This window comes from Paucibacter sp. XJ19-41 (assembly GCF_028462495.1).
Taxonomy (GTDB): domain Bacteria; phylum Pseudomonadota; class Gammaproteobacteria; order Burkholderiales; family Burkholderiaceae_C; genus Roseateles_E.
Genome location: NZ_JAQOWX010000090.1, coordinates 1 through 23,195 on the forward strand (window position 1 = coordinate 1; position 23,195 = coordinate 23,195).

General features: G+C 68.1%; 22 protein-coding genes. 5 read left to right on the forward strand and 17 right to left on the reverse strand.

From position 1 onward, the window contains the following. The 15 genes from PO768_RS20440 to PO768_RS20510 form a co-directional block, all read right to left on the reverse strand. Positions 1–1,077: four-carbon acid sugar kinase family protein (locus tag PO768_RS20440; RefSeq protein WP_272647547.1), on the reverse strand; the 1,077-nt coding region annotated here is incomplete at its 3' end. A 5-nt stretch (positions 1,078–1,082) separates the two neighbouring features. Beyond that, positions 1,083–2,327: a ribulose-bisphosphate carboxylase large subunit family protein gene (locus PO768_RS20445; RefSeq protein WP_272647530.1), complete on the reverse strand. Its 1,245-nt coding sequence runs from the start codon at positions 2,325–2,327 to the stop codon at positions 1,083–1,085. Further along, positions 2,327–3,097: an SDR family oxidoreductase gene (locus PO768_RS20450; protein ID WP_272647531.1), complete on the reverse strand. Its 771-nt coding sequence runs from the start codon at positions 3,095–3,097 to the stop codon at positions 2,327–2,329. Before PO768_RS20450 ends, PO768_RS20445 begins: the two co-directional genes overlap by 1 nt. A gap of 12 nt (positions 3,098–3,109) precedes the next feature. Beyond that, the gene (locus tag PO768_RS20455) at positions 3,110–4,549 is read right to left on the reverse strand and encodes an aldehyde dehydrogenase family protein (RefSeq protein ID WP_442953266.1); all 1,440 of its coding nucleotides are present in this window, start codon (positions 4,547–4,549) and stop codon (positions 3,110–3,112) included. An 8-nt stretch (positions 4,550–4,557) separates the two neighbouring features. Next, complete coding sequence (locus PO768_RS20460) at positions 4,558–5,571, reverse strand: TRAP transporter substrate-binding protein (RefSeq protein ID WP_272647533.1); 1,014 nt, start codon at positions 5,569–5,571, stop codon at positions 4,558–4,560. Continuing rightward, positions 5,571–6,407 (reverse strand): phosphogluconate dehydrogenase C-terminal domain-containing protein, encoded by an 837-nt coding sequence (locus PO768_RS20465; RefSeq protein ID WP_272647534.1) that lies wholly within the window; start codon positions 6,405–6,407, stop codon positions 5,571–5,573. Before PO768_RS20465 ends, PO768_RS20460 begins: the two co-directional genes overlap by 1 nt. A 76-nt stretch (positions 6,408–6,483) precedes the next feature. Continuing rightward, positions 6,484–7,809: a TRAP transporter large permease gene (locus PO768_RS20470; protein ID WP_272647535.1), complete on the reverse strand. Its 1,326-nt coding sequence runs from the start codon at positions 7,807–7,809 to the stop codon at positions 6,484–6,486. 18 nt (positions 7,810–7,827) lie between these two features. Next, entirely contained in the window at positions 7,828–8,319 is a 492-nt protein-coding gene (locus tag PO768_RS20475; RefSeq protein ID WP_272647536.1) for a TRAP transporter small permease, read from the reverse strand. 45 nt (positions 8,320–8,364) lie between these two features. Further along, a complete protein-coding gene (locus PO768_RS20480; protein ID WP_440402311.1) occupies positions 8,365–9,345 on the reverse strand; it encodes a TRAP transporter substrate-binding protein in 981 nt (326 codons plus the stop codon). A 46-nt stretch (positions 9,346–9,391) separates the two neighbouring features. Then, positions 9,392–10,384, reverse strand: a complete 993-nt coding sequence (denD, locus tag PO768_RS20485; RefSeq protein ID WP_272647537.1) for a D-erythronate dehydrogenase — start codon at positions 10,382–10,384, stop codon at positions 9,392–9,394. Then, entirely contained in the window at positions 10,381–11,169 is a 789-nt protein-coding gene (gene otnI / locus PO768_RS20490; RefSeq protein ID WP_262971568.1) for a 2-oxo-tetronate isomerase, read from the reverse strand. The genes denD and otnI overlap by 4 nt, the downstream gene beginning before the upstream one ends. 13 nt (positions 11,170–11,182) lie before the next feature. Continuing rightward, entirely contained in the window at positions 11,183–11,845 is a 663-nt protein-coding gene (locus PO768_RS20495) for a class II aldolase/adducin family protein (protein ID WP_442953267.1), read from the reverse strand. Next, positions 11,842–13,125, reverse strand: a complete 1,284-nt coding sequence (gene otnK / locus PO768_RS20500) for a 3-oxo-tetronate kinase (protein ID WP_272647538.1) — start codon at positions 13,123–13,125, stop codon at positions 11,842–11,844. Before otnK ends, PO768_RS20495 begins: the two co-directional genes overlap by 4 nt. Next, positions 13,122–14,054 (reverse strand): L-threonate dehydrogenase, encoded by a 933-nt coding sequence (gene ltnD / locus PO768_RS20505; RefSeq protein WP_272647539.1) that lies wholly within the window; start codon positions 14,052–14,054, stop codon positions 13,122–13,124. The genes otnK and ltnD overlap by 4 nt, the downstream gene beginning before the upstream one ends. Then, entirely contained in the window at positions 14,051–14,809 is a 759-nt protein-coding gene (locus tag PO768_RS20510) for a FadR/GntR family transcriptional regulator (protein WP_269838243.1), read from the reverse strand. The genes ltnD and PO768_RS20510 overlap by 4 nt, the downstream gene beginning before the upstream one ends. A 233-nt stretch (positions 14,810–15,042) precedes the next feature. Between PO768_RS20510 and PO768_RS20515 the strand changes: the two genes are divergently transcribed. The 4 genes from PO768_RS20515 to PO768_RS20530 all read left to right on the forward strand — a co-directional run bounded on the left by PO768_RS20515 (position 15,043) and on the right by PO768_RS20530 (position 20,856). Further along, complete coding sequence (locus PO768_RS20515; RefSeq protein WP_272647540.1) at positions 15,043–16,464, forward strand: hypothetical protein; 1,422 nt, start codon at positions 15,043–15,045, stop codon at positions 16,462–16,464. Between the two features lie 169 nt (positions 16,465–16,633). Beyond that, positions 16,634–19,258: a TonB-dependent receptor gene (locus PO768_RS20520; protein ID WP_272647541.1), complete on the forward strand. Its 2,625-nt coding sequence runs from the start codon at positions 16,634–16,636 to the stop codon at positions 19,256–19,258. Positions 19,259–19,343: 85 nt separating this feature from the next. After that, entirely contained in the window at positions 19,344–20,678 is a 1,335-nt protein-coding gene (gene gluP, locus PO768_RS20525) for a glucose/galactose MFS transporter (protein WP_272647542.1), read from the forward strand. Between the two features lie 43 nt (positions 20,679–20,721). Continuing rightward, positions 20,722–20,856 carry a hypothetical protein gene (locus PO768_RS20530; RefSeq protein ID WP_272647543.1) on the forward strand — a complete coding sequence of 45 codons (135 nt, stop codon included), beginning with the start codon at positions 20,722–20,724 and terminating at the stop codon, positions 20,854–20,856. Here the strand turns inward: PO768_RS20530 and PO768_RS20535 are convergent. Then, entirely contained in the window at positions 20,853–21,383 is a 531-nt protein-coding gene (locus PO768_RS20535) for a GNAT family N-acetyltransferase (protein WP_272647544.1), read from the reverse strand. The two genes, PO768_RS20530 and PO768_RS20535, sit on opposite strands and share 4 nt — an antisense overlap. A 93-nt stretch (positions 21,384–21,476) precedes the next feature. On the opposite strand from PO768_RS20535, the gene PO768_RS20540 reads away from it, so the two are divergent. After that, complete coding sequence (locus tag PO768_RS20540) at positions 21,477–22,406, forward strand: LysR family transcriptional regulator (protein WP_272647545.1); 930 nt, start codon at positions 21,477–21,479, stop codon at positions 22,404–22,406. Here the strand turns inward: PO768_RS20540 and PO768_RS20545 are convergent. Continuing rightward, positions 22,403–23,195 (reverse strand): ATP-binding protein (locus PO768_RS20545; RefSeq protein ID WP_272647546.1); only part of this gene is annotated, 793 nt, incomplete at its 5' end. The two genes, PO768_RS20540 and PO768_RS20545, sit on opposite strands and share 4 nt — an antisense overlap.

Here is a 23,195-nt window from a genome sequence, read left to right on the forward strand (position 1 = left end):
CAGGCCGCGGCCCACCTGCTCGGCGGCCGCCGCGTCGAAGCTGAGCACGGCCGGGTCGTCCGGGCCGGTGGCGGAATAGACCAGCGGGCTCTGCCCCTCGGCCAGCGCCTTGAGCGCGGCGGCCACGGCGCGCTCGATCTCGGCCTCGGGCGAGGCCAGCAGGCGCGGTAGGTCCAGCCGCTCGCAGGCAAAGCCCTGCTGAGCGGCCCGCGCGATCTGGGCCGCAGTGACCGGCGAGCAGCTGCCGCTGACCACCGCGATGCGGTCCACCGGCGCGGCCACCGGCAGCCCTGGCTGGGCCGGTAGCAGGCCCTCGCGGCGCCAGTGCGCGGCCAACGCGTACTGCAGGCCCGAGGACGAGGCACTGAACAGCCCCGCGCCGCGCCGCTGCCAGATCAGCCGGCCGGCTTCGGCCAGGGTCTCCTCATCCAGCACATCGATCAGCACGACCGGCACATCCTCTCCCAGCAGGCTTTGCAGATCCGCACCCTGGCGCAGCCGCACCATATCGACCAGCTCGATACGTCGGGGCGTCTGCGCACCCAGATGCACGCGCAGATCGGACTCGGCCATCGGCGTGACCGGATGGCGCGACATGGTCGGGTGGCGGTCCAGCCGGTGGCCGACACCGTTGACGGCCGCGAACAGATTCCCGAAGACCTGGTAGCGCGCCAGACGCGGCGCACCGACCACCATCGGCGACCAGCGGCCCTGGGGCATCAGCGGCACACCGAGATCGATCGCGCGGCCTATCGAGCCGACCGCGGGCGAGGAATCAAAGGTCGAGCAGATCTTGTACTGCAGCAGCGGTGCACCGAGCGCGGCCAGGCTGGCGAAGGCGGCCGGCAGGTGCGCATCCATCCAGGCGGGGCTCTGCCCGCGCGACTGGCCGGCCAGGCCCACGCAGCGCAGGCCCTGAAAGCGCTGCAGCCACTCGTGCGTGGGCGGGCGCAGGAACAGCAGCGTCGGCACACCGGCGGCCGTGAAGGCCTCCATCACATCGGTGGAGCCGGTGAAATCGTCGCCGTAGTAGCTCAGCAGCAGGCCCGGGGGCCAGGTCTTGCCTTCTTCATCCATCACGCTCACCAGAAGCCCAGCGCCTCGCGCAGCTCGGCGTGCTCGCGGGCATGGTCCTGCAAGGGCGTGCCGGCCATCGCCGCGGCCCAGGCCTGGCGGAAGGCGGTGACGCCGGCCGCGATGCCGCCGGGGTGGCCGAAGATGCCGCCGCCGGCGGCGTGGATCAGGTCGGCCGTGCCCAGCGCCGCATAGGTGCCGGGTGCCTGCAGCCCGGTCTGGCCCGAGCTGAAGACCGGCATCGCGGACATCGGCGCCTGCTCGAACAGCGGTTTCAGCACCGCGCGCGCCGCTGCGATCACACTGTCGTCGGGCTCGCTGAACTTGTTGGCCAGGCCGTTGACGTGCAGATGGTCGGCGCCGGCCAGGCGCTGGATCTGCTGCCAGGGCGCATAGTCCCAGCCCAGCGCTGGGCAGCGGCTCAGCCAGCCCCAGCCGGCGCGGTGGCCGTGGATTGGCAGCTGGGCATGGCGGCGCAGCTCGGTCAGGCCGACCAGGCCCACCGCATTGAGGCTGACCATCACGCAGCTGCCGCCGAGCGATTGCACGAGATCATGGCGGCGCCGCATCTGGTCCAGATCGCCGCTCAGATTGAAGGCCACCATGGGCTTGCGGCCGAGCTTATCGGCGGCCGCGTTGACGACGGCCATCACCGCGCGCACCCGCTCATCGAAAGGGCAATGCGGGCCGTCGGCCTGCAGCTCGTCGTCCTTGATGAAGTCGATGCCGCCGGCCAGCAGCTGGCGCACCTGCTCGGCCGTCTCTTCGGCATTCAGGCCCACGCTGGGCTTGATGATGGTGCCGATCAGCGGCCCGGCCGGCACCCCGGCGAGCGCCCGCGTGCCGGCGATGCCGAAGGCCGGGCCGGCATAGGCAGCGGCAAAGGCCGGCGGCAGCCGCAGATCGGTGATGCGCAGACCCGAGACCTGGCGCAGCTCGAACAGATTGCCGGCAATCGTCGCGATCAGATTCGGCAGCGAGGGGCCGAGGTTCTCCAGCGGCCAGGACAGTTCCAGCTTGCAGCGGGTGTAGCGCTTGCTCGGCATGCCGCCGGGCAGGCTGGGCTGATCGCTGGTGTCGACGATGTCCAACTGCTCGACTCGCGCGCCGGCCCGCGCCTTCAGCGCCGGCGTCTCGGCCGCCAGCGCGAGAAAAGTGCCGCTGGACTGCTCGCCGGCGATGACCTCGGCCGCGCGGCGCGGGTCATCGCCGGTCTCCAGCCAGTAGCTGGCGTGGATGCGTTCGCCGCTCATCAGATGCAGCGGCCGCCATCCACTTCGAGCGCGACGCCGGTGATGAACTCCGCGTCGTCGCTGGCCAAAAAGGCCGTGGCCTTGGCGATGTCCAGCGGGGTCGACATGCGGCCCATTGGGATCGTCGCGATGATCTTGGCCCGCGTGGCCTCGCTGTCCTCGCCGGGCAGGAAATCCTGGATCAGGCCGGTCGCCCCCATCACCGGATTGATCGCGCAGACGCGTATGCCCTCGGGCGCCAGCTCGATCGCCATGCCCTTGGTCAGCGTGATCGCCGCGCCCTTGGTACCGCTGTACCAGGACAGGCCTGGCCGCGGGCGCAGGCCCGCCGTCGACGCGATATTGATGATGACGCCGCGCTTTTGCTTCTTGAACAGCGGCACGGTGTGGATCGCGCCCAGATAGATGCTCTTCACATTGGTCGCGTAGACGCGGTCGAAGGTCGCCTCGTCGACCTCCAGCATCGGCTGGTTCTTGTGCGTGGTGCCGGCGTTGTTGATCAGGATGTCGACGCGGCCGTACTGTTTCACGGTGGCGGCCACCATCGCAGCGACCGACTCGTTCTTCGTCACATCGGCATGCACGGGGATGGCCTTGCCACCGGCCGCCTCGATCTCCGCGGCCACCTTCTCGGCCGCATCGAAGCGCCAGTCGGCCACGACCACCTTGGCACCCAGCTCGGCGAAGAGCTTGGCAATGCCCTCGCCGAAGCCGCCGCCGGCCCCGGTCACGATGGCCACGCGGTCCTGCAGTTTCTTGGTTTCGCTCATCTCGAAGTCTCCTCAGCCGTGTTGGATGGCAATGGTCTTGATGGTCGTGAAGCTGCGCAGCCCCTCAAAGGCTTTCTCGCGGCCATAACCCGAATGCTTCATGCCGCCGAAGGGCAGCTCGATGCCGCCGCCGGCGCCGTAGTTGTTGACAAAGACCTGGCCGGCCTCGATGCGGTGCGCGGCACGCAGCTGGCGGGCGCCGTCGCGGGTCCAGACCGCGGCGGTCAGGCCGAAGGGCGTGCCATTGGCCAGCGCGATGGCCTCGTCCTCGCTGTCGAAGGCAAAGGCCGCCAGCACCGGGCCGAAGACCTCCATCTGCGCGACCGGGTGCTCGCTGGGCACGGCGTCCAAGAGCATCGGCGGGAAGTAGAAACCGCCGGCCGGCGCATCGGCGGCCAGCTTGGCGCGGGCCGCGAGCTGGATGCCGTCGGCCAGCGCCGCGTCGATCATCGTGGCCACCCGGTCCAGCTGGCGGCGGTTGATCAGCGGCCCGCAGTCGGGGCCGGTCTTGCCGGCGCCGGTCGTCAGCGCCTCGAAGCGCGCCTTCAGCTGCGCGATCACCGTGTCGTAGATCGAACGCTCGATCAGCACGCGGCTGCCGGCCGCGCAGGTCTGGCCGGCGTTCTGCACGATGGCGTTGACGACCACCGGCAGGGCCTTGTCCAGATCGGCATCGGCGAACAGGAGTTGCGGCGACTTGCCGCCCAGCTCCAGGGTCACCGGCACATGGTTGGCCGCAGCGGCCTGGGCCACTGCGGTGCCGGTCTGCGGCGAGCCGGTGAAGGAGATGTGGTTGATGCCGGTATGGGCGGCCAGCGCGGCACCGGCCTCGATGCCCAGCCCGCAGACGATGTTCAACGCGCCAGCCGGCAGACCGGCTTCCAGCGCCAGCGCGGCAATGCGCAGCGGGCTCAGGCAGGCATCCTCCGCCGGCTTGACGACGCAGGCATTGCCGGCCGCCAGCGCGCCGCCGACCGAGCGACCGAAGATCTGCGCCGGGTAGTTCCAGGGGATGATGTGGCCGGTCACGCCATGCGGCACGCGCAACGCGATCACGGTGCTCCCGGCCGCATAGGGAATGCTCTCGCCGTGCAGCTTGTCGGCCGCGCCGCCGTAGTACTCGAAGTAGCGCGCACAGGCGGTGATGTCGGCCTTGGCCTGCTGGATAGGCTTGCCGGTGTCGGCGCACTCCAGCAGCGACAACTCCTCATGGTGCTGCAGGATCAGTGCCGACAGCTTCGTCAGGATGCGGCCGCGCTCGGTGGCCGTGCAGCGGCCCCAGGCGCCGTGGAAGGCGGCGCGCGCCGCCTGCACCGCGGCATCGATATCGCGCGCATCGCTGCGCGGCAGGCTGGTGAAGACCTGGCCGTCGGATGGGTCCAGCACGTCGATGCGCAGGCCCGAGAAGGCGGCGCCATGCTCGCCAGCGATCAGATTGAGTTGGGGCTTCAGGTCCATCATCAACGCACCGCCTGGATCGCTGCGATCTTGTCGGCACCGAACTCTTTCGCGAAAGCCGCATAGGCCGGCGCCACCGCCTTGCGGAAGCTCTCGCCATCGACCTTCTCGATCACCTGCATGCCGTCCTTGCGCAGCTGGGCGATGCCGGTGGCCTCGTCCTCGTTGACCTTCTTGCGCTGCGCAACGGCGCCCTTTTGCGCGGCCTCGACAAAGACCTTCTTGTCGGGCTCGGAGAGCTTGTTCCAGACATTGGGCGACACGATGATCACGGCCGGCGAATAGACATGGCCGGTCAGCGACAGGTATTTCTGCACCTGGGCGAACTTGGCCGACAGGATCACCGGGATCGGGTTCTCCTGGCCGTCGACCGTGCCCTGCTGCAGCGCGGTGAACAGCTCGGGAAAGGCCATCGGCGTGGGCAGCAGACCGAAGGTCTTGTAGCCGTCCATATGGACCTTGTTCTCCATCGTTCGCACCTTCAGGCCGGCCGCGTCGCCGGCCGTCATGATGGGGCGCTTGTTATTGGTCATGTGGCGGAAGCCGTTTTCGGTCCAGGCCAGGCCGATCAAGCCCTTGGCCTGCATCTTCTTCAATAGGTCCTGGCCGATGGGGCCGTCCATCGTGTGGCGCGCATGCTCGTAGTCGCGAAACAGAAAGGGGATGTCGACGATCTTGGTCTCGGGCACGAAGTTGCCGAGTGCGCCGGTCGAGGCATTGACCAGATCCTGCGTGCCCAGCTGGACCGCCTCGATCTGCTCGCGCTCGCCGCCCAGCGCCGAGTTCGGGAACTGCTGGCATTTGTAGCGGCCCTGCGTGCCCTTCTCGACCTCGTCGCAGAAGGCCACCGAACCAACCCAGTAGTGCGAGTCCTTAGCCGGCGTATAGCCGATCTTCAGCACGGTTTGTGCACCGGCCGTGCCGGTGATCAGGGCAAGGGCCGCCAGCAGGGTGGCGCGGCAAAGACGGTGTTGCTTTTGCAGGGCTGTCTCCGTTATGTAAGGGCATGGCGTCATCAGGTGATGCGCTGGATGCTGTCGGCGATCTCCGGGCGATCAAACACGCCCTTCCAGTCCTCGCGCATCAATCGCGGCTTGCCGAAGGCGATGGCCTTGTTGCAGGCATCGGAGAACTGGCCCGGGATCTCCTTGAAGATCACCGCCGCGAGAATGGTCATATGGCCCAAGAGGAAGTCGCGCGCCGCCTCGGCCGGCACGCCGCGCTTGATGACCTCGTCCATGCCCTCGCGCATCACATCCAGCAGGGTCGCGCAGACGGTCTCGGACAGACCCGGCTCCAGCAGCGCCATCTGCTCGACGCTCAGCCGGTAGGAGCGCAGGATGGGCGCGTAAATCGTCTTGGCAATGTCCTCGCCAAGCGCGAAGTCGCCGTCGGTGCCCTGCATCAGCGCGCTGACCACCGACTGCTTGGCATGCAGGCCGCCGAAGAAATCGCGCCGGCCCTCGGGCGTGCTCTCGTCGTTGAAGATCGGCGGATGGCAGGGGTGGGCGACGAAATAGACCAGGTCGGGCCGTTCGGGCAAATGGCCGGCGAAGGGCGCGGCGGCGTCCAGCGTCATCACCATGGTGCCGGGCTTGAGCAGCGGCGCGATCTCGTGAGAGAGCTTGCCGATCAAGGTATCGGGCACCGCCAGGATCACGACCTCGGCCCCATCCAGCGCCGCCTCGGCCGAGACGCAGTCGATGCCCAGCTCATCCTTGAGCCGTTGGCGGCCACCAGCGCCGGGCTCGACGTGCCGCACCTCATAGGCCGAACCGATCAAGTTGCGACTCAGGCGGTAGCCCATCTTGCCGCCGGCGCCGAACAGCGCGATCGAGGTACCAGTACCCATCTCATGTCTCCAGGCTTGTATTGGCCTGATGGTATGATGACTATGTCATCACAATACTATGACAAACCCTTGACTGCTACTGCGGCCCGATGGCCGGTGCGGATTGCGGCGCCACGACAGCTGCCGGCTCGTAGACCAGATCGCGCAGCGCCAAGCTGATCGGCGGCAGATAGGTGATCAGCATCAGGCAGCCGATGATGACCAGCACAAAAGGCAGCAGGTACTTGACGATGCGGTCCAGCGAGATCCTGGCCACCGTGCAGGCCGCGAACAGATTGACGCCGAAGGGCGGCGTGATCATGCCGAGCGCCAGGTTGACGACCATGATCATCCCGAAGTGCACCGGGTCCACGCCGAAGTGCACGGCCACTGGGACCAGGATGGGCGCCAGCACGATGATGGCGGCCGAAGTCTCGATGAACATGCCGATCACAAACAGCGCGGCATTGACGCCCAGCAGGAACCACATCGGCGATTGCAGCACCTCGGTCAGCCAGGTGCCCAGCGCCTCGGGAATGCCGGCGCGCGTGACCAGATAGGCGAACAGGCCGGCGTTGGCGATGATGAACATGATCACCGCACTGGAGATCACCGACTTGCGGAACACCGGAATCAAGTCCTTCAGCCTGAGCTCGCGATGGATCAGCAGGCCGACGATCAGCGCAGAGCCCCCCGCCACCCCCGAGGCCTCGGTGGGCGTGAAGATGCCGCCATAGATGCCGCCCAGGATGATGACGGGCATCAGCAGCGCCCAGCCGGCCTGCAGCGTAGCCGCGCCGACGCCCAGCCGGCCATCGCCGTCCTGCAGGCCCCAGCCCTTCCAGCGGCAGTACAGATGCACGAACAGCATCAGCACCCCGCCGATCAGGAGGCCCGGACCGATGCCGGCGATAAAGAGCTCGCCGATCGAAACCTCGGCCGAGACCCCGAACAGGATCAGCGGGATCGAGGGCGGGATAATGACGCCCAGCTCGGCCGAGGTGGCCTGCAGCGCCGCCGCGTACTCGCGCGGATAGCCATGCTTGATCAGCGCCGGGATCAGGATGGCGCCGATCGCGAAGGTGGTGGCCACCGAGGAGCCCGACACCGCCGCGAAGATCATGCAGGTCAGCACGCAGGTCATCGGCAGGCCGCCCTGCACGCCGCCCACCAGCGACTTGGCGAACTCGACCAGGCGGCGCGAGATGCCGCCGTTCTCCATCAGATTGCCGGCCAGGATGAAGAAGGGCACGGCCGCCAGCGGGAACTTGTCGATCGCGGTGAACATCTCCTTCGGTGCGAGCACCAGCTTGTCGGGATCGAACAGCGCGATGCCCAGCATCGCCGAGCCGCCGATGGCGACCGCAATGGAGATGCTGAAGGCAAAGGCCAGCAGCATCGTGATCATCAGAGTCAGGGACATGATGCGGAACCTGTAGTCTTATTGAGCCAATTCCAGCTCTTCATTGATCGGATCCAGGTGCTGGGCCAGCACCGCGACGATGGCCAGCGCGGCGCCCACCGGCAGCGCCGCATAGGCCCAGGCCATCGAGATCTCCATGCTGGCAAAGGTCTGGAAGCGCACACGCCAGGCCAGATCGATACCGAACCACAGCAGCACGCCCAGAAAGGTCAGCGAGCTGACGGTGATCACCACGCGCACGAGATGCCGCCAGGCCCCCTTGCTCAGGCGCAGCATCAGGTCCACCGACACCAGCGCGCCGCGCCGGAAGGCCACGACCACGCCCAGCATCACGCACCAGATCAAGAGGCGGCGCATGGCCTCCTCGGTCCAGGTCGAGGGCTGGGACAGCACGAAACGCGACACCACCTGCCACATCCCCAGGCAGCTGATCACGGCCAGCAGCACACAGGCCATATGCAGGGACAGATTGCTCAGCCGGCGGTCCACCGCCAACAAGATTTCACGCATCACGACTCCTGGGGCGCGCCCGTGTGGGCGCGCCGGGCTGAGGATTTACTTGACGGCCTGGATGGCGGCGATCTTGTCGGCGCCGAATTCCTTGGCGAAGCCGGCATAGGCCGGGGCCACCGCCTTGCGGAAGCTGTCGCCATCGACCTTCTCGACCACCTGCATGCCGTCCTTCTTCAGCTGGGCGATGCCGCTGTTCTCGTCGTCGTTGACCTTTTTGCGCTGCGCCGCGGCGCCCTTGGCGGCCGCTTCCATGAAGACCTTCTTGTCAGCGTCGTTGAGCTTGTTCCAGACCGTCGGCGACAGCAGCAGCACGGCCGGCGAGTAGACGTGACCGGTCAGCGACAGATGCTTTTGCACCTGCGAGAACTTGGACGACAGGATCACCGGGATGGGGTTCTCCTGACCGTCGACCGTGCCCTGCTGCAGCGCGGTGAACAGCTCCGGGAAGGGCATGGGCGTGGGCAGCAGACCGAAGGTCTTGTAGCCCTCCATATGCACCTTGTTCTCCATCGTGCGCAGCTTCAGGCCCGACGCGTCGCTGGCCTGCACGATGGCGCGCTTGCTATTGGTCATGTGGCGGAAGCCGTTCTCGGTCCAGGCCAGGCCGATCAGGCCCTTGCCCTGCAGCTTCTTCAGCACGTCCTGGCCGATGGGTCCGTCCATCGTGTGGCGCGCGTGGTTGTAGTCGCGAAACAGGAAGGGGATGTCGAAGATCTTGGCCTCGGGCAGGAAGTTGCCCAGCGGGCCGGTCGAGGTGTTGGTCAGGTCCTGCGTGCCCAGCTGCACCGCCTCGATCTGCTCGCGCTCGCCGCCCAGCGCCGAGCTGGGGAACTGCTGGCATTTGTAGCGGCCCTGCGTGCCCTTCTCGATCTCGTCGCAGAAGGCGGTCGAGCCGACGCCGTAATGCGACTCCTTGCTGGTCGCGTAGCCGATCTTCAGCACGGTCTGGGCCGAGGCGGCACCGGTGAGGGCGGTCATGGCGATGAGGGCCAGGGCGGCCCCTTGGATAGCGTTCTTTGTCATGGTTTGTCTCCTGTTTTTCTATAACGAAGGGTTGAAGAAATGGAAGTCAGAGCCGCAGCGGCACGCTGACGGCGGCGGGGTTGTCCTGCAGGTACTGCCTGACGATGCTGAGAAAATCGCTGTCGGGGGCGAGCCCCAGCCGCGCCTGGCGCTGCGACTCGAAGCGCGCCGGCCAGCCGCCCACCATGCGGGCCACGCCGGCATCGGGCCGGAAGCTGACCTGCGCCACCGCCTCGGGCCCGGCCACGGTGGCGAGCGCGTCCAGCATCTGCTGCACGGTGACGGTCAGCGCCGGCAGGTTCAAGGCGGTGCGGCCGCCGAAATCCTCGCGGCTGGCTTCGTAGACCTTGATCAGCCCGTCAATGGTGGTGGCCGGCGAGGCCAGCGCGATCGCCGTGTCCGGCGCCACCGGGCAGACCGCGTCCAGGCCCGCCAGCGGCTCGCGGATGATGGCCGACAGAAAGCCCGAGGCCGCGCCATTGGGCCGGCCCGGCCTCACCGACACCGTCATCAGCCGCGCCGTGCGGCCGTCGATATAGCCCTTGCGGCTGTAGTCGGCCACCAGCTGCTCGCAGATGAATTTGTGGATGCCATAAGAAGACTGCGGCGTCGGCAGTGTGTCGTCGCGCACCACGGCCGGCAGCGGCAGCGCCGGGTCGGAGCCGAACACCGCGACCGAGCTGGCGAACACCAGGCGCGCCGGCTTCTGCGCCGCCCGCAGCGCGTCGAGCAGAGCCCGGGTCGTGTCGAGATTGGAGCGCAGGCCCAGCTCGAAATCGGCCTCGCATTCGGCCGACACGGCCGATGCCAGATGGAACACACCGTCGAAGCCCTCCGCACCCAGCCCCACGCACTGATCGAGCAAGGCACCAGTGCGTGCCTGCACGCGCGCATCGGCCAGCAGGTCGGCCGGCGGCGGGAACAGATCGGCCAGCACCAGGGCCTCGATCGTTTGACCGGCAAGACTGCCGCGCGCCAGCAAGGTGCGCGCCAGCCGCGCGCCGAGGAAGCCGGCGCCGCCGGTGATCAAAAGCTTCATGATTGGGAATCCTTGTAGGGGGCGAACCAGCCGAGGCCCGCCGAGGTCCCTGCCCGAGGCCGGTACTCGGCGCCGACATGGCCGGCGTAGCCCAGCTCGTCGAGCAGCGCGAACAGCCAGGGATAGTTCAGCTCGCCGAGATCGGGCTCGTGCCGATCCGGCACGCCGGCGATCTGGATGTGGCCCACCGCACCGCCGGGCACCAGGTACTGGCGCAGCTTCGTCGCCAGATCACCCTCGACGATCTGGCAGTGATAGAGGTCCATCTGCAGCTTCAGATTCGGCGCGCCGATCTCGGCGATCAGCGCATGGGCCTCGTCCTGGCGGTTCAAAAAGTAGCCGGGAATGTCGCGGGTGTTGATCGGCTCGATCAGCACCTCAAGGCCTTGCGCCCTCGCCTGCCCGGCCGCCCAGGCCAGATTGGCCAGATAGGTCTCGCGCACGGCACCGGCCGAGCGCAGGCCGGCCATCACATGGATGCGCGGGCAGGCCAGGGCCTCGGCATAAGGCAGGGCCTGCTCGACAAAGCCGCGCCGGAATTCGTCCTCACGGCCGGGCAGCGCCGCAATGCCGCGTTCGCCGGCCTCGAAGTCGCCGGGCGGGGCATTGAACAAGACCTGGCGCAAGCCGGCATCGCGCAGCCGCGCGGCCAGCTCAGTCCGCTCGAAGGCGTAGGGAAACAGATACTCGACCGCCTTGAAGCCATCGCGCGCGGCCGCCGCAAAGCGGTCGAAAAAATCATGCTCCGTGTACATCATCGATAGATTGGCGGCGAAACGGGGCATGTGTTTTTCCTTCTTACCAGCGCGCGCCGAAATGCTGGCGCAGCTCGTCGATCTGCTGATCGTTCAGCGGTGCCGGCTTCGGATCACTGATCAGCCACAGCCGGGCGGTCTCTTCCAGCTCTTCCAGCACCGCCATCGCCTGGGCCGGCGAGTCGTGCCAGACATTGGGACCCAGCCGATCCATCAGCAGTGCGCGAATCGGTGCACCGCTGCGCTGGGCCCGCAGGATCGCGGCGGCGGCGGCCTCGGCTGCGGCCGGGTCGCCGGGCCGGTGGTAGCGGATCAGCGGCACATGGCCGACCTTCATCACGTAATAAGGCGTGATCGGCGGCAGGATGTCCTGCTCGCGCCAGACGCCGGCCAGGCTCAGCGCCACCAGATGGCTGCTGTGGGTGTGGATCACGCAGCCTGCCTGCGGCTCGGCCTCATAGATGCGCCGGTGCAGCGCCAGGGTCTTGCTGGCACGCGCGCCGGACAGCTGCTGACCATCCAGCGCCACCAGGGCCAGGTCTTGCGGATTCAGAAAGCCCAGGCAGGCGTCGGTGGGTGTGATCAGAAAGCCCTGCTCATCGGGCAGGCGCACGCTGATATTGCCGGCCGTCGCATGCACATAGCCGCGCTCGAACAGCGAGCGGCCGACGCGGCAGATCTCGGTGCGCAAGCTGTCCATCATCAGCTCACCATCCCCAGCGCCTTGGCAAAGAAATCGACGCTGCCGAAATTGCCGGACTTCAGCGCCAGCAACAGCGCCCGGCCCTCGGCCTGCGTCCAGGGCACGCCCGGATCAATCGTCGCGCCGATGCGCAGCGAGCGCACGCCCAGGGCCTGCACCACCGCGCCGGAGGTCTCGCCGCCGGCCACCACCAGGCGGCGCACGCCGCCACGCTCGACCAGCCCCTGCGCGATCTGGGCCAGACAGTGCTCGACCAGCTGACCGGCCCGCGCCACGCCCAGGGCCTCTTGCACCGCCTTCACATCGGCGGGCTCCGCCGTCGCATAGATCAGCACCGGATCGGGTTGCCGGGTCGCCCAGGCCAGGGCCTGATCGGCTTGCGCTTCGCCGGCGGCCAATGCCAATGCATCGATCTGGAAGCCCGGACGTCCGTCACCAAGCCAGTGACAGACCTGCGCATTGGTCGCCGCCGAGCAGGAGCCCGACAGCACCGCCGCCGCGCCGCCGACCGCCGGCAACACGGCCGCGCCGGCATCGGGCTGGAGCCAGCCACGCGCGGCATAGACCTCGGGCAAGCCCAGCGCGACGCCGGAGCCGGCGGTGATCAAGGGCAGATCGTCGCAGGCCTGGGCCAGCACGCGCAGATCCTCGTTGCTTATCGCATCGGCGACGGCCAGGCGCACGCCCTCGCCGCGCAGCACCGCGATGCGCTCACGCGTCGCTCCCACGCCCCGGGCGATGCTGTCGTAGCGCAGCAGGCCCACGCGGGACTGCGGCGCCTGCTGCTGCAGCACGCGCACCAGATTGGCATCCCGCATCGGCGTCAACGGGTGATCGCGCATGGCCGAGTCGCTGAGCAGCAGGTCGGCCACGAAGAGATGGCCACGGAACACCGTGCGGCCGTTCTCCGGGAAGGCCGGGCAGGCGATCGCGAAGTCCGTGCCCAGCGCCGCCATCAGCGCCTCGGTCACCGGGCCGATATTGCCGGCCGCGGTGGAGTCGAAAGTGGAGCAGTATTTGAAATAGAACTGGCGCGCGCCGGCGGCCTGCAACCAGCGCAGCGCAGCCAGCGACTCGGCCACCGCCTCGGCGGCCGGCGTGGTGCGCGACTTCAGCGCGATGACCACCGCATCCGCCTCGGGCAGAGCATCGCCCTCGCCCGGCACGCCGATCAGCTGCAGCGTGCGCATGCCGGCGCGCACCAGCATGCTGGCCACATCGGTGGCGCCGGTGAAGTCATCGGCGATCACGCCGAGCACGATGCTGCTGCGTTGCGCCCTCATGCGCTCGCCTTCGGCAGCTCGATATCGGCCAGTTCGGCATAGAACTTGATCACCGCCGCATCGTCCTCGGCACCATGGCCGGCGGCGGCGGTGGCCAGATAGAGCTGGTGGGCCTGGGCCGCCAGCGGCAGCGGGAAGTGCAGCTTGCGCGCCGCGTCCAGCACGATGCCCAGGTCCTTGATGAAGATATTGACGGCCGACAGTGGCCGGTAGTCACCATCGAGGATATGGGGCACGCGGTTCTGGAACATCCAGCTGCTGCCGGCCGAGTTGCAGATCACTTCGTAGAGCTGGCGCGGATCGGCGCCGGCCCGCATGCCCAGCGCCATCGCCTCGCAGGCCGCCGCGATATGCACGCCGGCCAGATGCTGGTTGACCATCTTGACGGTGGAGCCGACGCCGGCCTTGTCGCCGAGCCGGTAGACCTTGCCGGCGATCGCTTCCAGCGCCGCGCCGGCCGCCGCAAAGGCCTCGGGCTTGCCCGAGGCCATCACCGTCATCTGGCCCTCGGCCGCCTTCTTCGCGCCGCCCGAGACCGGGCCGTCGATCAGCCATAGGCCGCGCTCGGCCAGGCGTGCTTCCCACAGCGGCGGCAGCGTCGGGTCGACCGTGGCCGAGCTAACGACCACCGAGCCAGGCTTCAGCAGCTCGCTCAAGCCCTTGGCCGTCCCATGGCCGAACAGCAGCTGCTCGGTCTGCACGGCGTTGACCACCAGCACCACGACCACATCGCAGTGCGCGGCCAGCTCGGCCAGCGACTCGGTGGCCGAGCCGCCCTCGGCCGCGAAACGCTCGCGCGCGGCGGCCGTCAGATCCAGGCCCCAGGTCGGCACGCCGCGCCGCAGCGCCGATACGGCCGCGCCGAAGCCCATCGAGCCCAGACCGATCACGCCCAGGGTCTTCGCGCTTGTTGTCTGTGCTGCCGTCATTGCTTTGCCTTTGTTGACTTGCCGGCTTTCAGCACGCCGGCGATCTCGAGTCGCCTCGCCGCCTGTTCCATATGGCCGGTGGCCACGCGCCGCGCCGTCAGCGCATCGCGCGCCGCGATCGCCTCGACCAGGGCGCTGTGCTCCTGGCGCACTGCCTCGGCAAAGCCGCGGTGGCGCGCCTCATTGCCGCGCGTGACCCGCATCGCCTCGCGCAGATACTGCTCCAGAAAGCCGAGCAGGCGGCCGAACTGCGGATTGCCCGAGGCCTCGGCGATCGCGCGGTGCAGGGCCAGGTCTTGATCGACCCCGTCACCACCGGCGGCCACGGCCACCTCGATGGCCTGCAAGGCCTTGCGTATCGCCGCAATCTGGGCCCGCGAGGCCCGCTCGGCCGCCAGCGCCGCGATCTCGCCTTCCAGCGCGCGTCGCACCTCGACGATCTGTGCCACCGCCTGCAGCGACTCCAGCACCGTCGGATCAAAGGCCAGCGGCTTGTTGGCGGCCGGCGGCGCGACATAGACGCCCGAGCCCTGGCGCGAGATCAGGAGACCCTGCGACTTCAGCTGATGCACCGCCTCGCGCACCACGGTGCGCGACACGCCATGCAACTCGCTGAGCTGCTGCTCGGTCGGCAGCCGGGCGCCTGGCGCCAGGCTGCCAGCCTCGATCTGCCCGGCCAGCAAGGCGGCGAGGCGGTCGGACAGGCGGCTGGCCTGCAGCCGTGGCGCACTGTGCGCTGCGGCGTTCAGTGACACGATGGGAAGAAGCTGAAATTCATCAGGTCATCCTACAACTTTGCAAAGGCAGCGTTCCTGGGGGATACCCTGGCGACCGAGCCGGCGCGGTACTCCAGATTTGCAAAGCGCTGCCGATACAGCAGACAAGGTCCGCGCCGCGCTGCGGGCCCAGAACAATCAGGGAGACTCCGACTCGAATGACACGCATCAGCTCAGCGGGCTTGAGCCTGCCGACACAACACCTCAGCCCCGTGCGCACGGCTACGCCGGCCCGGCCTACCGCCGTGGCGGTAGAGGGCAGTGCCTCGCCAGCGTCCACACGGGTGACACTGGACGCTGCGGCCGCCGCCACGGTGGTCTATGCCAAACCCAGGGCTGTCGACGAAGCGCCGTTCGCGACGACCCGGTCCTGGGCTTCGCCGCAGCAAGACGCCATCAGCAGCCTGATGGCGCGCAATGGCAGTGCCGGCGGATTGGCCGGGCGCTGGAGCGGGCTGGGCGGCGCACTGCTGTCACACCTCGCCAGCACGCAGTCGGACTATCGCCAGACCCTGGTCGATGATTCGGCACCGCCTGCGGCCGACGCGATGGCCACAGATCGCACGAGCGCCCTCGCGGCCCCGGCGCTGGATGGCGCAGACGCGGCCCAGGTCAGCCTGAAGATACGGACCCTCTCGGGGCAGACCGTGGCGCTGAAGATCGCCACGAGCGAGCACGAAGGCCGCAGCGGCCTTCAGGTCGAGATCGGCAGCTCGGGCCCGCTGAGCAAGGCCGAACGCGAGGCCTTGGCCCGGCTCGCCGAGGGTCTGGACAAGGCGCTGGACGGCCTGGGCCAAGCCGGCGCGCTCAAGCTGGATCTGGCCGGGCTGATGGACTACGACAGCAGCGCGCTGGCCAGCGTGGATCTCACGGTCAGCAACCCCAAGCCCTCGCAAGCCCTGGCTTCGTTCGCGCTGCATCTGGGGACGGACCGCAAGACGCTGGCGCTGGCGGGCAAGGCGGGCGAGATCGCAATGGATCTCGACATGAACACGCCCGTGGGTCGAGGCAGCGCGCAGCAGCGGCAGTCCGCGATTCAGCAGCATCTGCAGCAGTTCGATGCCGCCGCGCAGCGCAGCCGCGCTGACGCCGCGTTGGTGGCCCTGTTCAAGAACGCCTTCACCCAGCTGCATGCGCAGCCACCCAGCCAGGTGGCGTCCCGGGCCGAGGCCTTGAGCCCGGCGCTGGAGCGGCAGGTGCATCCCCTGCTCAGCGGCTTGATGGATTTCCAGGCCAGTTTCGGCGGCGACTTCGAGAGAAGCAACCCGGCGGGCGCCGTCACCGAGGCCGGGCGCGCCGACTACCAGCTCAGCCAGAAGACCACGCTGCGCCGACACGGCGCCGCCGACGACAGGTCCATCACCCAGACGCAGAGTGAGAAGCTGGATGCGCATGCCAAGAAATCGCGCACCGGCGGCATGCTGGACACCCGAAGCGGCAACTACGACCTCAACAAGATCCAGGACCGCAACACGGTCACGACCTTGATCGAGGCGACCGAGGGCCAGCTGACCCGCGCGCTGAAGAAGACCGACCAGCATCAGTTGCACACCTACGAGAAGCTGGTGGACCACCGCGTCGAGGAACGGCGCAGCACGCCGCTGGCCAAGAACACGCTGGAACGGCTGCTTTAGCTAGCCGGCGCCGCCGGCGCTGCTCCTCGGTCACAAGACTTCATCTTGCGTCTTTGTAAGACCGCCGCAATGTAGTCCAACAAAAGGCAACGCCGTGCGCCGAAGCGGGCTGGCGCCGTTAGATTGGCCGCTCCGAACCGCCCCCAATGAACACATCAGGAGCAAGCCAGTGTCCCAAGCCATCGTCAAGCCGCACTTCCGTCGGCAAGTCCTCCCCACGCTGATCACCCTGGTCCTCGGCACGCTGGCCGCCACAGCCACTGCCCAGAGCCAGGAGTCGGCGGCGACCGGCACCGAGACCAAGGAGAAGCTGGACACGGTGGAGATCACCGGCGTGCGCGCGACGCTCAAGCGCAATCTGGCCGAGAAGCGCGAGTCGCTCAATATCGTCGACTCGATCAGTGCCGAGGATGTCGGCAAGTTCCCCGACAAGAACGTGGCCGATTCGCTGCAGCGCGTGCCCGGCATCTCGGTGGACCGCATCTGGGGCGAGGGCAAGGCCATCTTCGTGCGCGGCACCGACAAGAATCTCAATATGACCCAGCTCAACGGGCAGGCCGTCGCCTCGTCCGAGTGGTGGCTCAATGAACCGCAGACCCGCAGCTTCAACTACGACGTGCTGCCGTCCGAGATCGTCGGCAGCCTCGATGTCTACAAAAGCCCCTCGGCCGACCTCGACGAGGGCAGCATCGGCGGCCTGGTGATCGTCAAGACGCGCCGGCCGTTGGACTTCAAGCAGCGCCTGACGCTGCAGGCCGCCGCCGAGGCCATGCACAGCAAGCTGCCGGGCAAGACCGATCCGCAGCTGTCCGGCCTCTTGAACTGGCAGAACGAGGACCGCAGCTTCGGCGTGCTGCTGGCCATCAGCAGCCAGCGCCGCCATATGCGCCGCGACGGCCTGGAGATGTTCCCCGACGGCAAGTACGAGGTGGTCGACCAGCACGGCGCCATCACCACCGCCTACGCGCCCTGGGGCGGCGGCTCGGCCATCTTCCGCCAGGACCGCCGCCGCACCACCACCAATCTGTCGCTGCAGTTTCGACCCAACCCGGCCACCGATCTGGTGCTGAATCTGATGGATTCGGACATGAAGATGGACAACAGCAACCAGAACTATCTGTGGCAGGCCGGCGGCCTGGCGGTGAACGGCCGCATCGCCGTCACCGACCCGAAGTTCATCAGCGTGTCGGACGGCTCCAAGGCCCTGGTTGGCGGCACGGTGGGGCCGAAGACCGGCGTGTCCTTCGAGCCCATCTATCGCAAGTCCTATATCAAGTCGCGCGTTGCCGATCTGGACGGCAACTACCAGGGCGGCAACTGGAAGCTGCACGGCCAGCTCGGCACAACCTCCAGCGAGGGCGGCAGCTCGCATGACCGCCATTTCTGGATGGAGGGCGACACCCGGGTGCAGCTCGATCTGGGCCCCGACAAATACGGCGTCAAGTACCTGGACATCAATCCGCTGGATCCGAAGGCGCTGACCCTGAAGGCCGGCGACGACCGCATTCGCCGCATGGAGAGCAAGGAGAACTATGCCCAGGGCGATCTGAGCTGGGAGTTCGACAACAGCCTGCTGCACACCGTCAAAGTGGGCCTGAAGCTGCGCGACAACACGCTGCGCAACAGCCGCATCCAGGGCACGGCCGGGCCGGGCTCGGCGGGCTGGCAGTCGTTCTCGCTTGCCGAGTTGTCCAGCGGCGCCTCGCCACGCTTGAGCGAGCAGGCCGGCCACCCCGGTGCGCTGACCCAGTACGCCTGGTATGACGACGGCCTGGTGGCAAGCAAGGGCATCCCGATGCTCGACAAGGCCATGGTCTACAAGGACGTGCCAAACGAGAACTACAAGATCCATGAGCGCATCAGCGCGGCCTATGTGAAGGCGGATTTCGGCCTGGACAAATGGCGCGGCGATGTGGGCCTGCGCGTGGTGCGCACCGCACAAAGCTCGGAAGGCTTTCTCGGTGGCGCCGGCGGCGGCTTCACACCGACCCGGGTCGAGCACAACTACACCGACGCCTTGCCCAATCTGAACCTGGTCTACCAACTGCGCAAGGATGTGATGCTGCGCGGCGCCGTGGCCCGCACGATGGCGCGCCAGACCTTTGACCTGCTGAGCCCCGGCATGCGCCGCGACGGCACCGTGCTGAGCCGTGCCTATGCCGGCAACCCGCTGCTGAAGCCGGTGCATGCCAAGCAGGCCGAGATCGGCGCCGAGTGGTACTACGCCGACGCGGCGCTGGCCTCAGCCACCTTCTTCGTCAAGCGGCTCGACACCTTCACCTACAAGGCCTCGAAACAGGAGCAGGTCGGCGGCGAAACGCTGACGGTGGAGCGCCCCTACAACGCCGACAACGGCGCCGACATCAAGGGCATCGAGCTGCAGTGGCAGCAGCCCTTCGGCCAGAGCGGCTTCGGCACGGTCGTCAACTACACCTTCACCGATGCCAAGGCTGGCGCGGTGGCGGGCCAGCCACGCCTGAACGTGTTGGGCAACTCGCGCGACCAGTTCAATGTCAGCGGCTACTACGAGCGCCACGGCATCAGCCTGCGCGTCTCCTACAACTACCGCTCCAAGAGCTATGGCGATGTGCAGATGGGCGGCCAGGTCGTCAACGGCGACTATGGCCAGTGGGACGCCTCGGCCAGCTGGGACATCACGCCCAAGCTCGCGCTGTACGCCTCGGCCGTCAACATCAACAACGAGGTGATACGCGCCAACACCGCCGACGGCCTGCCGATCGGTGTCTACGAGAACGGGGCCCGCTACAGCATCGGCCTGCGCGCGAAGTTCTGAGAGCCGGGATGACACACACCATGAACCGACCCATTCCTGCAGCGGCCGCCTCGCGCGGCCAGGTGCTGCTGCCCATGCTCTNACCATGAACCGACCCATTCCTGCAGCGGCCGCCTCGCGCGGCCAGGTGCTGCTGCCCATGCTCTTCATCGGCCTGATGTTCTTCGTCCTCGGCTTCGTCACATGGTTGAACGGCTCGCTGATCCCGTTTCTGAAGCTGGTCTGCGATCTCAACAACTTCCAGGCCCTGTGGGTCACCTTCGCCTTCTACATCGCCTACACGGTGATGGCCCTGCCCTCGGCCGCCATCCTGGGCCGCATCGGCTACAAGAACGGCATGAGCCTGGGCCTGGCCGTGATGGCGCTGGGCGCCCTGCTCTTCATCCCGGCCGCGCAAAGCCGCCATTACGGCGTCTTCCTCGCGGCCCGGTTTACGCTGGCCAGCGGCATGACGCTGATGCAGACCGCGATCAACCCCTATATCGTCTGCATCGGCCCGCGCGAGAGCGCGGCCATGCGCATCAGCATCATGGGCCTGTTCAACAAGGGCGCCGGCATCATCGTGCCGCTGGTGTTCTCGGCCCTGGTGCTGTCCGGCGTCGGCCAGTACTCCGACGCGGCCCTGGCCGCACTGGACGAGGCCGGGCGCGAGGCGCTGCGGGTGGAGCTGTCGGCCCGCCTGCTGCGGCCCTATCTGGTGATGGCCGGCGCGCTGGCGCTGTTCACCGCCATCATCCACTTCTCGGCGCTGCGCGAGCCGGTGCTGGACGAGGGTCGCGACGAGCCGGCCCGGGTGCAGCGCGGCGTGTTCCAGTTTCCCCAGGTGGTGCTGGGCGCGCTGGCGCTGTTCGCCTATGTCGGCGTCGAGGTGATCGCCGGCGACACCATAGGCCTGTACGGCCAGCAGCTGGGCGTGCCCAACTTCGCGGTGCTGACCTCCTACACCATGGGCTTCATGGTGCTGGGCTATCTGCTGGGCGTGTTGTGCATCCCACGCCTGCTGTCGCAGCGCGCCGCGCTGCTGCTGTCGGCGCTGGCCGGCCTGCTGTGCACGGCCGGCGTGACCCTGGCGTCCAAGAGCTCGACGGGGCTGTCGCTGGCGCTGCTGGGCTGGGCGGGCGTGCCGCCGGTGCCGGACACGGTGATGTTCCTGGCCCTGCTGGGCCTGGCCAATGCCCTGGTCTGGCCGGCGATCTGGCCGCTGGCATTGGACGGGCTGGGCCGCTACACCGCCAGCGGCTCGGCCCTGCTGATCATGGGCATTGCCGGCGGCGCGCTGCTGCCGATGGGCTATGGCCGGCTCGCCGACACGGGCCAGGCCCAGGCCGCCTACTGGCTGCTGCTGCCCTGCTACGGCTTCATCCTGTTCTATGCGCTGATCGGCCACCGGCTACGGCGCTGGGGCAAGCCGGCCGGATGAAACCCGAACGCCGGGATGTTCAACGGAAGTCCTCGGATTCGGCATGCCGGGTGCTCCGGATCTGGCGGGCTTCTTGTTGACGGCCCGCCCTGCCGACCGCGGTCACCCCTTGTCGCTCACCGCGCGGCACCTGATCAAGGTGGCGCTGAACCACGCCCAGGCCCAGCTGCGCGTCTAGCTGTCCCCGGCCGATGCCGCCAACCCGCTGCTCGGCCCTTCCGCGCGGAGTCCGGCCAGCTGGGCGATTGCCGCGCCGGAGAGGCGGTAACGCACCCATTCGCGTTGCGGCGCGGCGCCGAGGTCCTCGTAGAAGCGGATTGCCGGCGAGTTCCAGTCCAGCACGCTCCATTCGAATCGGCCGCAGCCCGACTGGTCGGCAATGCCGGCGAGATGAGCCAGCAGCGCGCGGCCCAGGCCGCTGCCGCGCTGCGCCGGCGACACATACAGGTCCTCCAGATACAAGCCGCGCCGACCCTGCCAGGTGGAATAGCTGAAGAAGTAGACCGCCAAGCCCGCCGGCCGGCCGTCCACATGGCCGATCACCGCCCGCGCCGGCGAATCGGGCGCGAACAAGGTGCCAGCGATGTCTTCGACATCGGCCTCGACCTGGTGCTCGGCCTTCTCGTAGGCGGCCAGTTCACAGATGAAGCGGTGAATGAGCGCGGCGTCGCGGTGGTCGGCGGCGCGGATGGATAGCTGTGGCATGACTGAAGACTGCATGAGACGGCCCTCATGCTAGCCACCCGATAAGATTGCAGGAAGTGCAATGTTTTCAGATGCCGATGCACAGAATTCATCATGGACCTGCAACGCATTGACCTGAACCTGCTGCTGCTCTTCGATACCCTGTATCGCGAGAGATCGGTGACCGGCGCGGCCGGCCGGATGGCACTCAGTCCTTCCGCAGTCAGCCATGCGCTGGCGCGCCTGCGGCAAGCGCTCGGCGATGAATTGTTCGTCCGCAGCGGACCGGTCATGCTGCCGACCGCGCTGGCGGAGCGGATTGCCCCCGGCATCAAGAACGCGCTGGGCACACTCGGCGACACGCTGGGCAGCCTGGGCCGCTTCGACCCGGCGAGCAGCCAGCGCAGCTTCGTGTTCGCCGCCACCGACTACACGGCCCTGGTGCTGCTGCCGCGCCTGAGCGCGTATCTCGCCGAGGCTGCGCCGAACCTGCACCTGCAGGTCGTGCAGGCCAGCCGCAAGGTGCCGGTGCGGGAGCTCGCCGCCGGCGAGATCGACTTCGCGCTGGGCTACACCGAGGCAGAGCCCCAAGCCGGCGCCGACGGGATCCGCGAGCTGGACTGGTTCAGCGACCGCTATGTGGTGATCGGCAGCCGCGCGCAGGCCGAGGCCCGCGGGCGCCTGACGCTGAAGAAATACCTCGCGGCGCGCCATGTGGTCGTGTCGCCCTGGGGGCAGACGAGGGGCGCGATCGACCACGAACTGGAGCAGCTGGGGCATAGGCGCCAGGTCGCGATGCATGTGCCTTCGGTGCTGGCCGCTCCCTTCATCGTCGCCAGCACCGACCTGCTGATGACGGTGCCCCGTCTCGCGGCCGAGCTGATCGCCCGGGCGGCGCCCATCGTCGTATACCCCGCGCCATTTCCGGCTGCGGACTACACTCTGAAGGCCTACTTCCACGCCGGCCGCATCAGCGACCCGGCCTGCCGCTGGATGGCCGACACGATAGTCCGGGAAATGGCCCCACAGCGCCCGGGCCGCTAGGCCACCCCGGGCGCCGGCAGGGCCAGGCAGACCTCGAAGCCGCCCTGCGGATGGTTGCGAAAGCGCAGCGAGCCGCCATGGTCGGCGACGATGTCGCGCACGATGGACAGGCCCAGGCCCAGCCCCTCCTCACGCAGCCGCGCCCCATGGGCCAGCCGGGTATAGGGCTGGCCCAGCTCGGCCAGCGCGGCCTCGGGCACACCGGGCCCATGGTCGCGCACCGTCAGCAAGACCTGACCCTCGTCGGGGCTGCCCGCCTCGCCCTCGCTCATCAGCAGCTCCGCGTGATGCCCGGCGGGTTCCGGCGTGCCGGCGCTGGCGCCGTAGAAGATCGCGTTGTCGAGCAGATTGCCGATCGCCCGCTTGAGCGCCAGCGGCTTGCCGAACACAGTCAGCGGGCGGTCCTGCAGCTCGATGCGCTGGCCGGCCATGCGGGCATCACGCACCATCTTCTGCAGCACCAGGTCGATACGCACCGGCACGCGGTTCTCGTGGATGTCGGTGTCCTTGACGATCTGCAGCGCGGTCTTGACCATCATGTCGAGCTCGTCCAGGTCTTCGTGGAAGGCGTCCTGCAGCGCCGGGTCGTCGAGCAGCTCGCTGCGCAGGCGCAGCCGGGTGATCGGGGTGCGCAGATCGTGCGAGATCGACGCGAACAGGCGCTCGCGGTCGCTCAGGTAGCGGCGGATGCGCTCCTGCATCTCGTTGAAGGCCTGGATCGCGCGCCGCACCTCCGAGGTGCCGCTGACGCGCAGCGGCGCGGGCGCGGCCTTGCGGCCGACGCGCGCC

What these genes read in the sequence shown, in the direction of transcription:
- PO768_RS20445 (WP_272647530.1), bottom strand. Translation starts at nt 2,327, where the DNA reads ATGAGCGGCGAACGCATCCACGCCAGCTACTGGCTGGAGACCGGCGAT.
- PO768_RS20450 (WP_272647531.1), bottom strand. Translation starts at nt 3,097, where the DNA reads ATGAGCGAAACCAAGAAACTGCAGGACCGCGTGGCCATCGTGACCGGG.
- PO768_RS20460 (WP_272647533.1), bottom strand. Translation starts at nt 5,571, where the DNA reads ATGACGCCATGCCCTTACATAACGGAGACAGCCCTGCAAAAGCAACAC.
- PO768_RS20465 (WP_272647534.1), bottom strand. Translation starts at nt 6,407, where the DNA reads ATGGGTACTGGTACCTCGATCGCGCTGTTCGGCGCCGGCGGCAAGATG.
- PO768_RS20470 (WP_272647535.1), bottom strand. Translation starts at nt 7,809, where the DNA reads ATGTCCCTGACTCTGATGATCACGATGCTGCTGGCCTTTGCCTTCAGC.
- PO768_RS20475 (WP_272647536.1), bottom strand. Translation starts at nt 8,319, where the DNA reads ATGCGTGAAATCTTGTTGGCGGTGGACCGCCGGCTGAGCAATCTGTCC.
- PO768_RS20480 (WP_440402311.1), bottom strand. Translation starts at nt 9,345, where the DNA reads ATGACAAAGAACGCTATCCAAGGGGCCGCCCTGGCCCTCATCGCCATG.
- denD (WP_272647537.1), bottom strand. Translation starts at nt 10,384, where the DNA reads ATGAAGCTTTTGATCACCGGCGGCGCCGGCTTCCTCGGCGCGCGGCTG.
- otnI (WP_262971568.1), bottom strand. Translation starts at nt 11,169, where the DNA reads ATGCCCCGTTTCGCCGCCAATCTATCGATGATGTACACGGAGCATGAT.
- otnK (WP_272647538.1), bottom strand. Translation starts at nt 13,125, where the DNA reads ATGAGGGCGCAACGCAGCAGCATCGTGCTCGGCGTGATCGCCGATGAC.
- ltnD (WP_272647539.1), bottom strand. Translation starts at nt 14,054, where the DNA reads ATGACGGCAGCACAGACAACAAGCGCGAAGACCCTGGGCGTGATCGGT.
- gluP (WP_272647542.1), top strand. Translation starts at nt 19,344, where the DNA reads ATGAACCGACCCATTCCTGCAGCGGCCGCCTCGCGCGGCCAGGTGCTG.
- PO768_RS20530 (WP_272647543.1), top strand. Translation starts at nt 20,722, where the DNA reads ATGCCGGGTGCTCCGGATCTGGCGGGCTTCTTGTTGACGGCCCGCCCT.
- PO768_RS20535 (WP_272647544.1), bottom strand. Translation starts at nt 21,383, where the DNA reads ATGCCACAGCTATCCATCCGCGCCGCCGACCACCGCGACGCCGCGCTC.
- PO768_RS20540 (WP_272647545.1), top strand. Translation starts at nt 21,477, where the DNA reads ATGGACCTGCAACGCATTGACCTGAACCTGCTGCTGCTCTTCGATACC.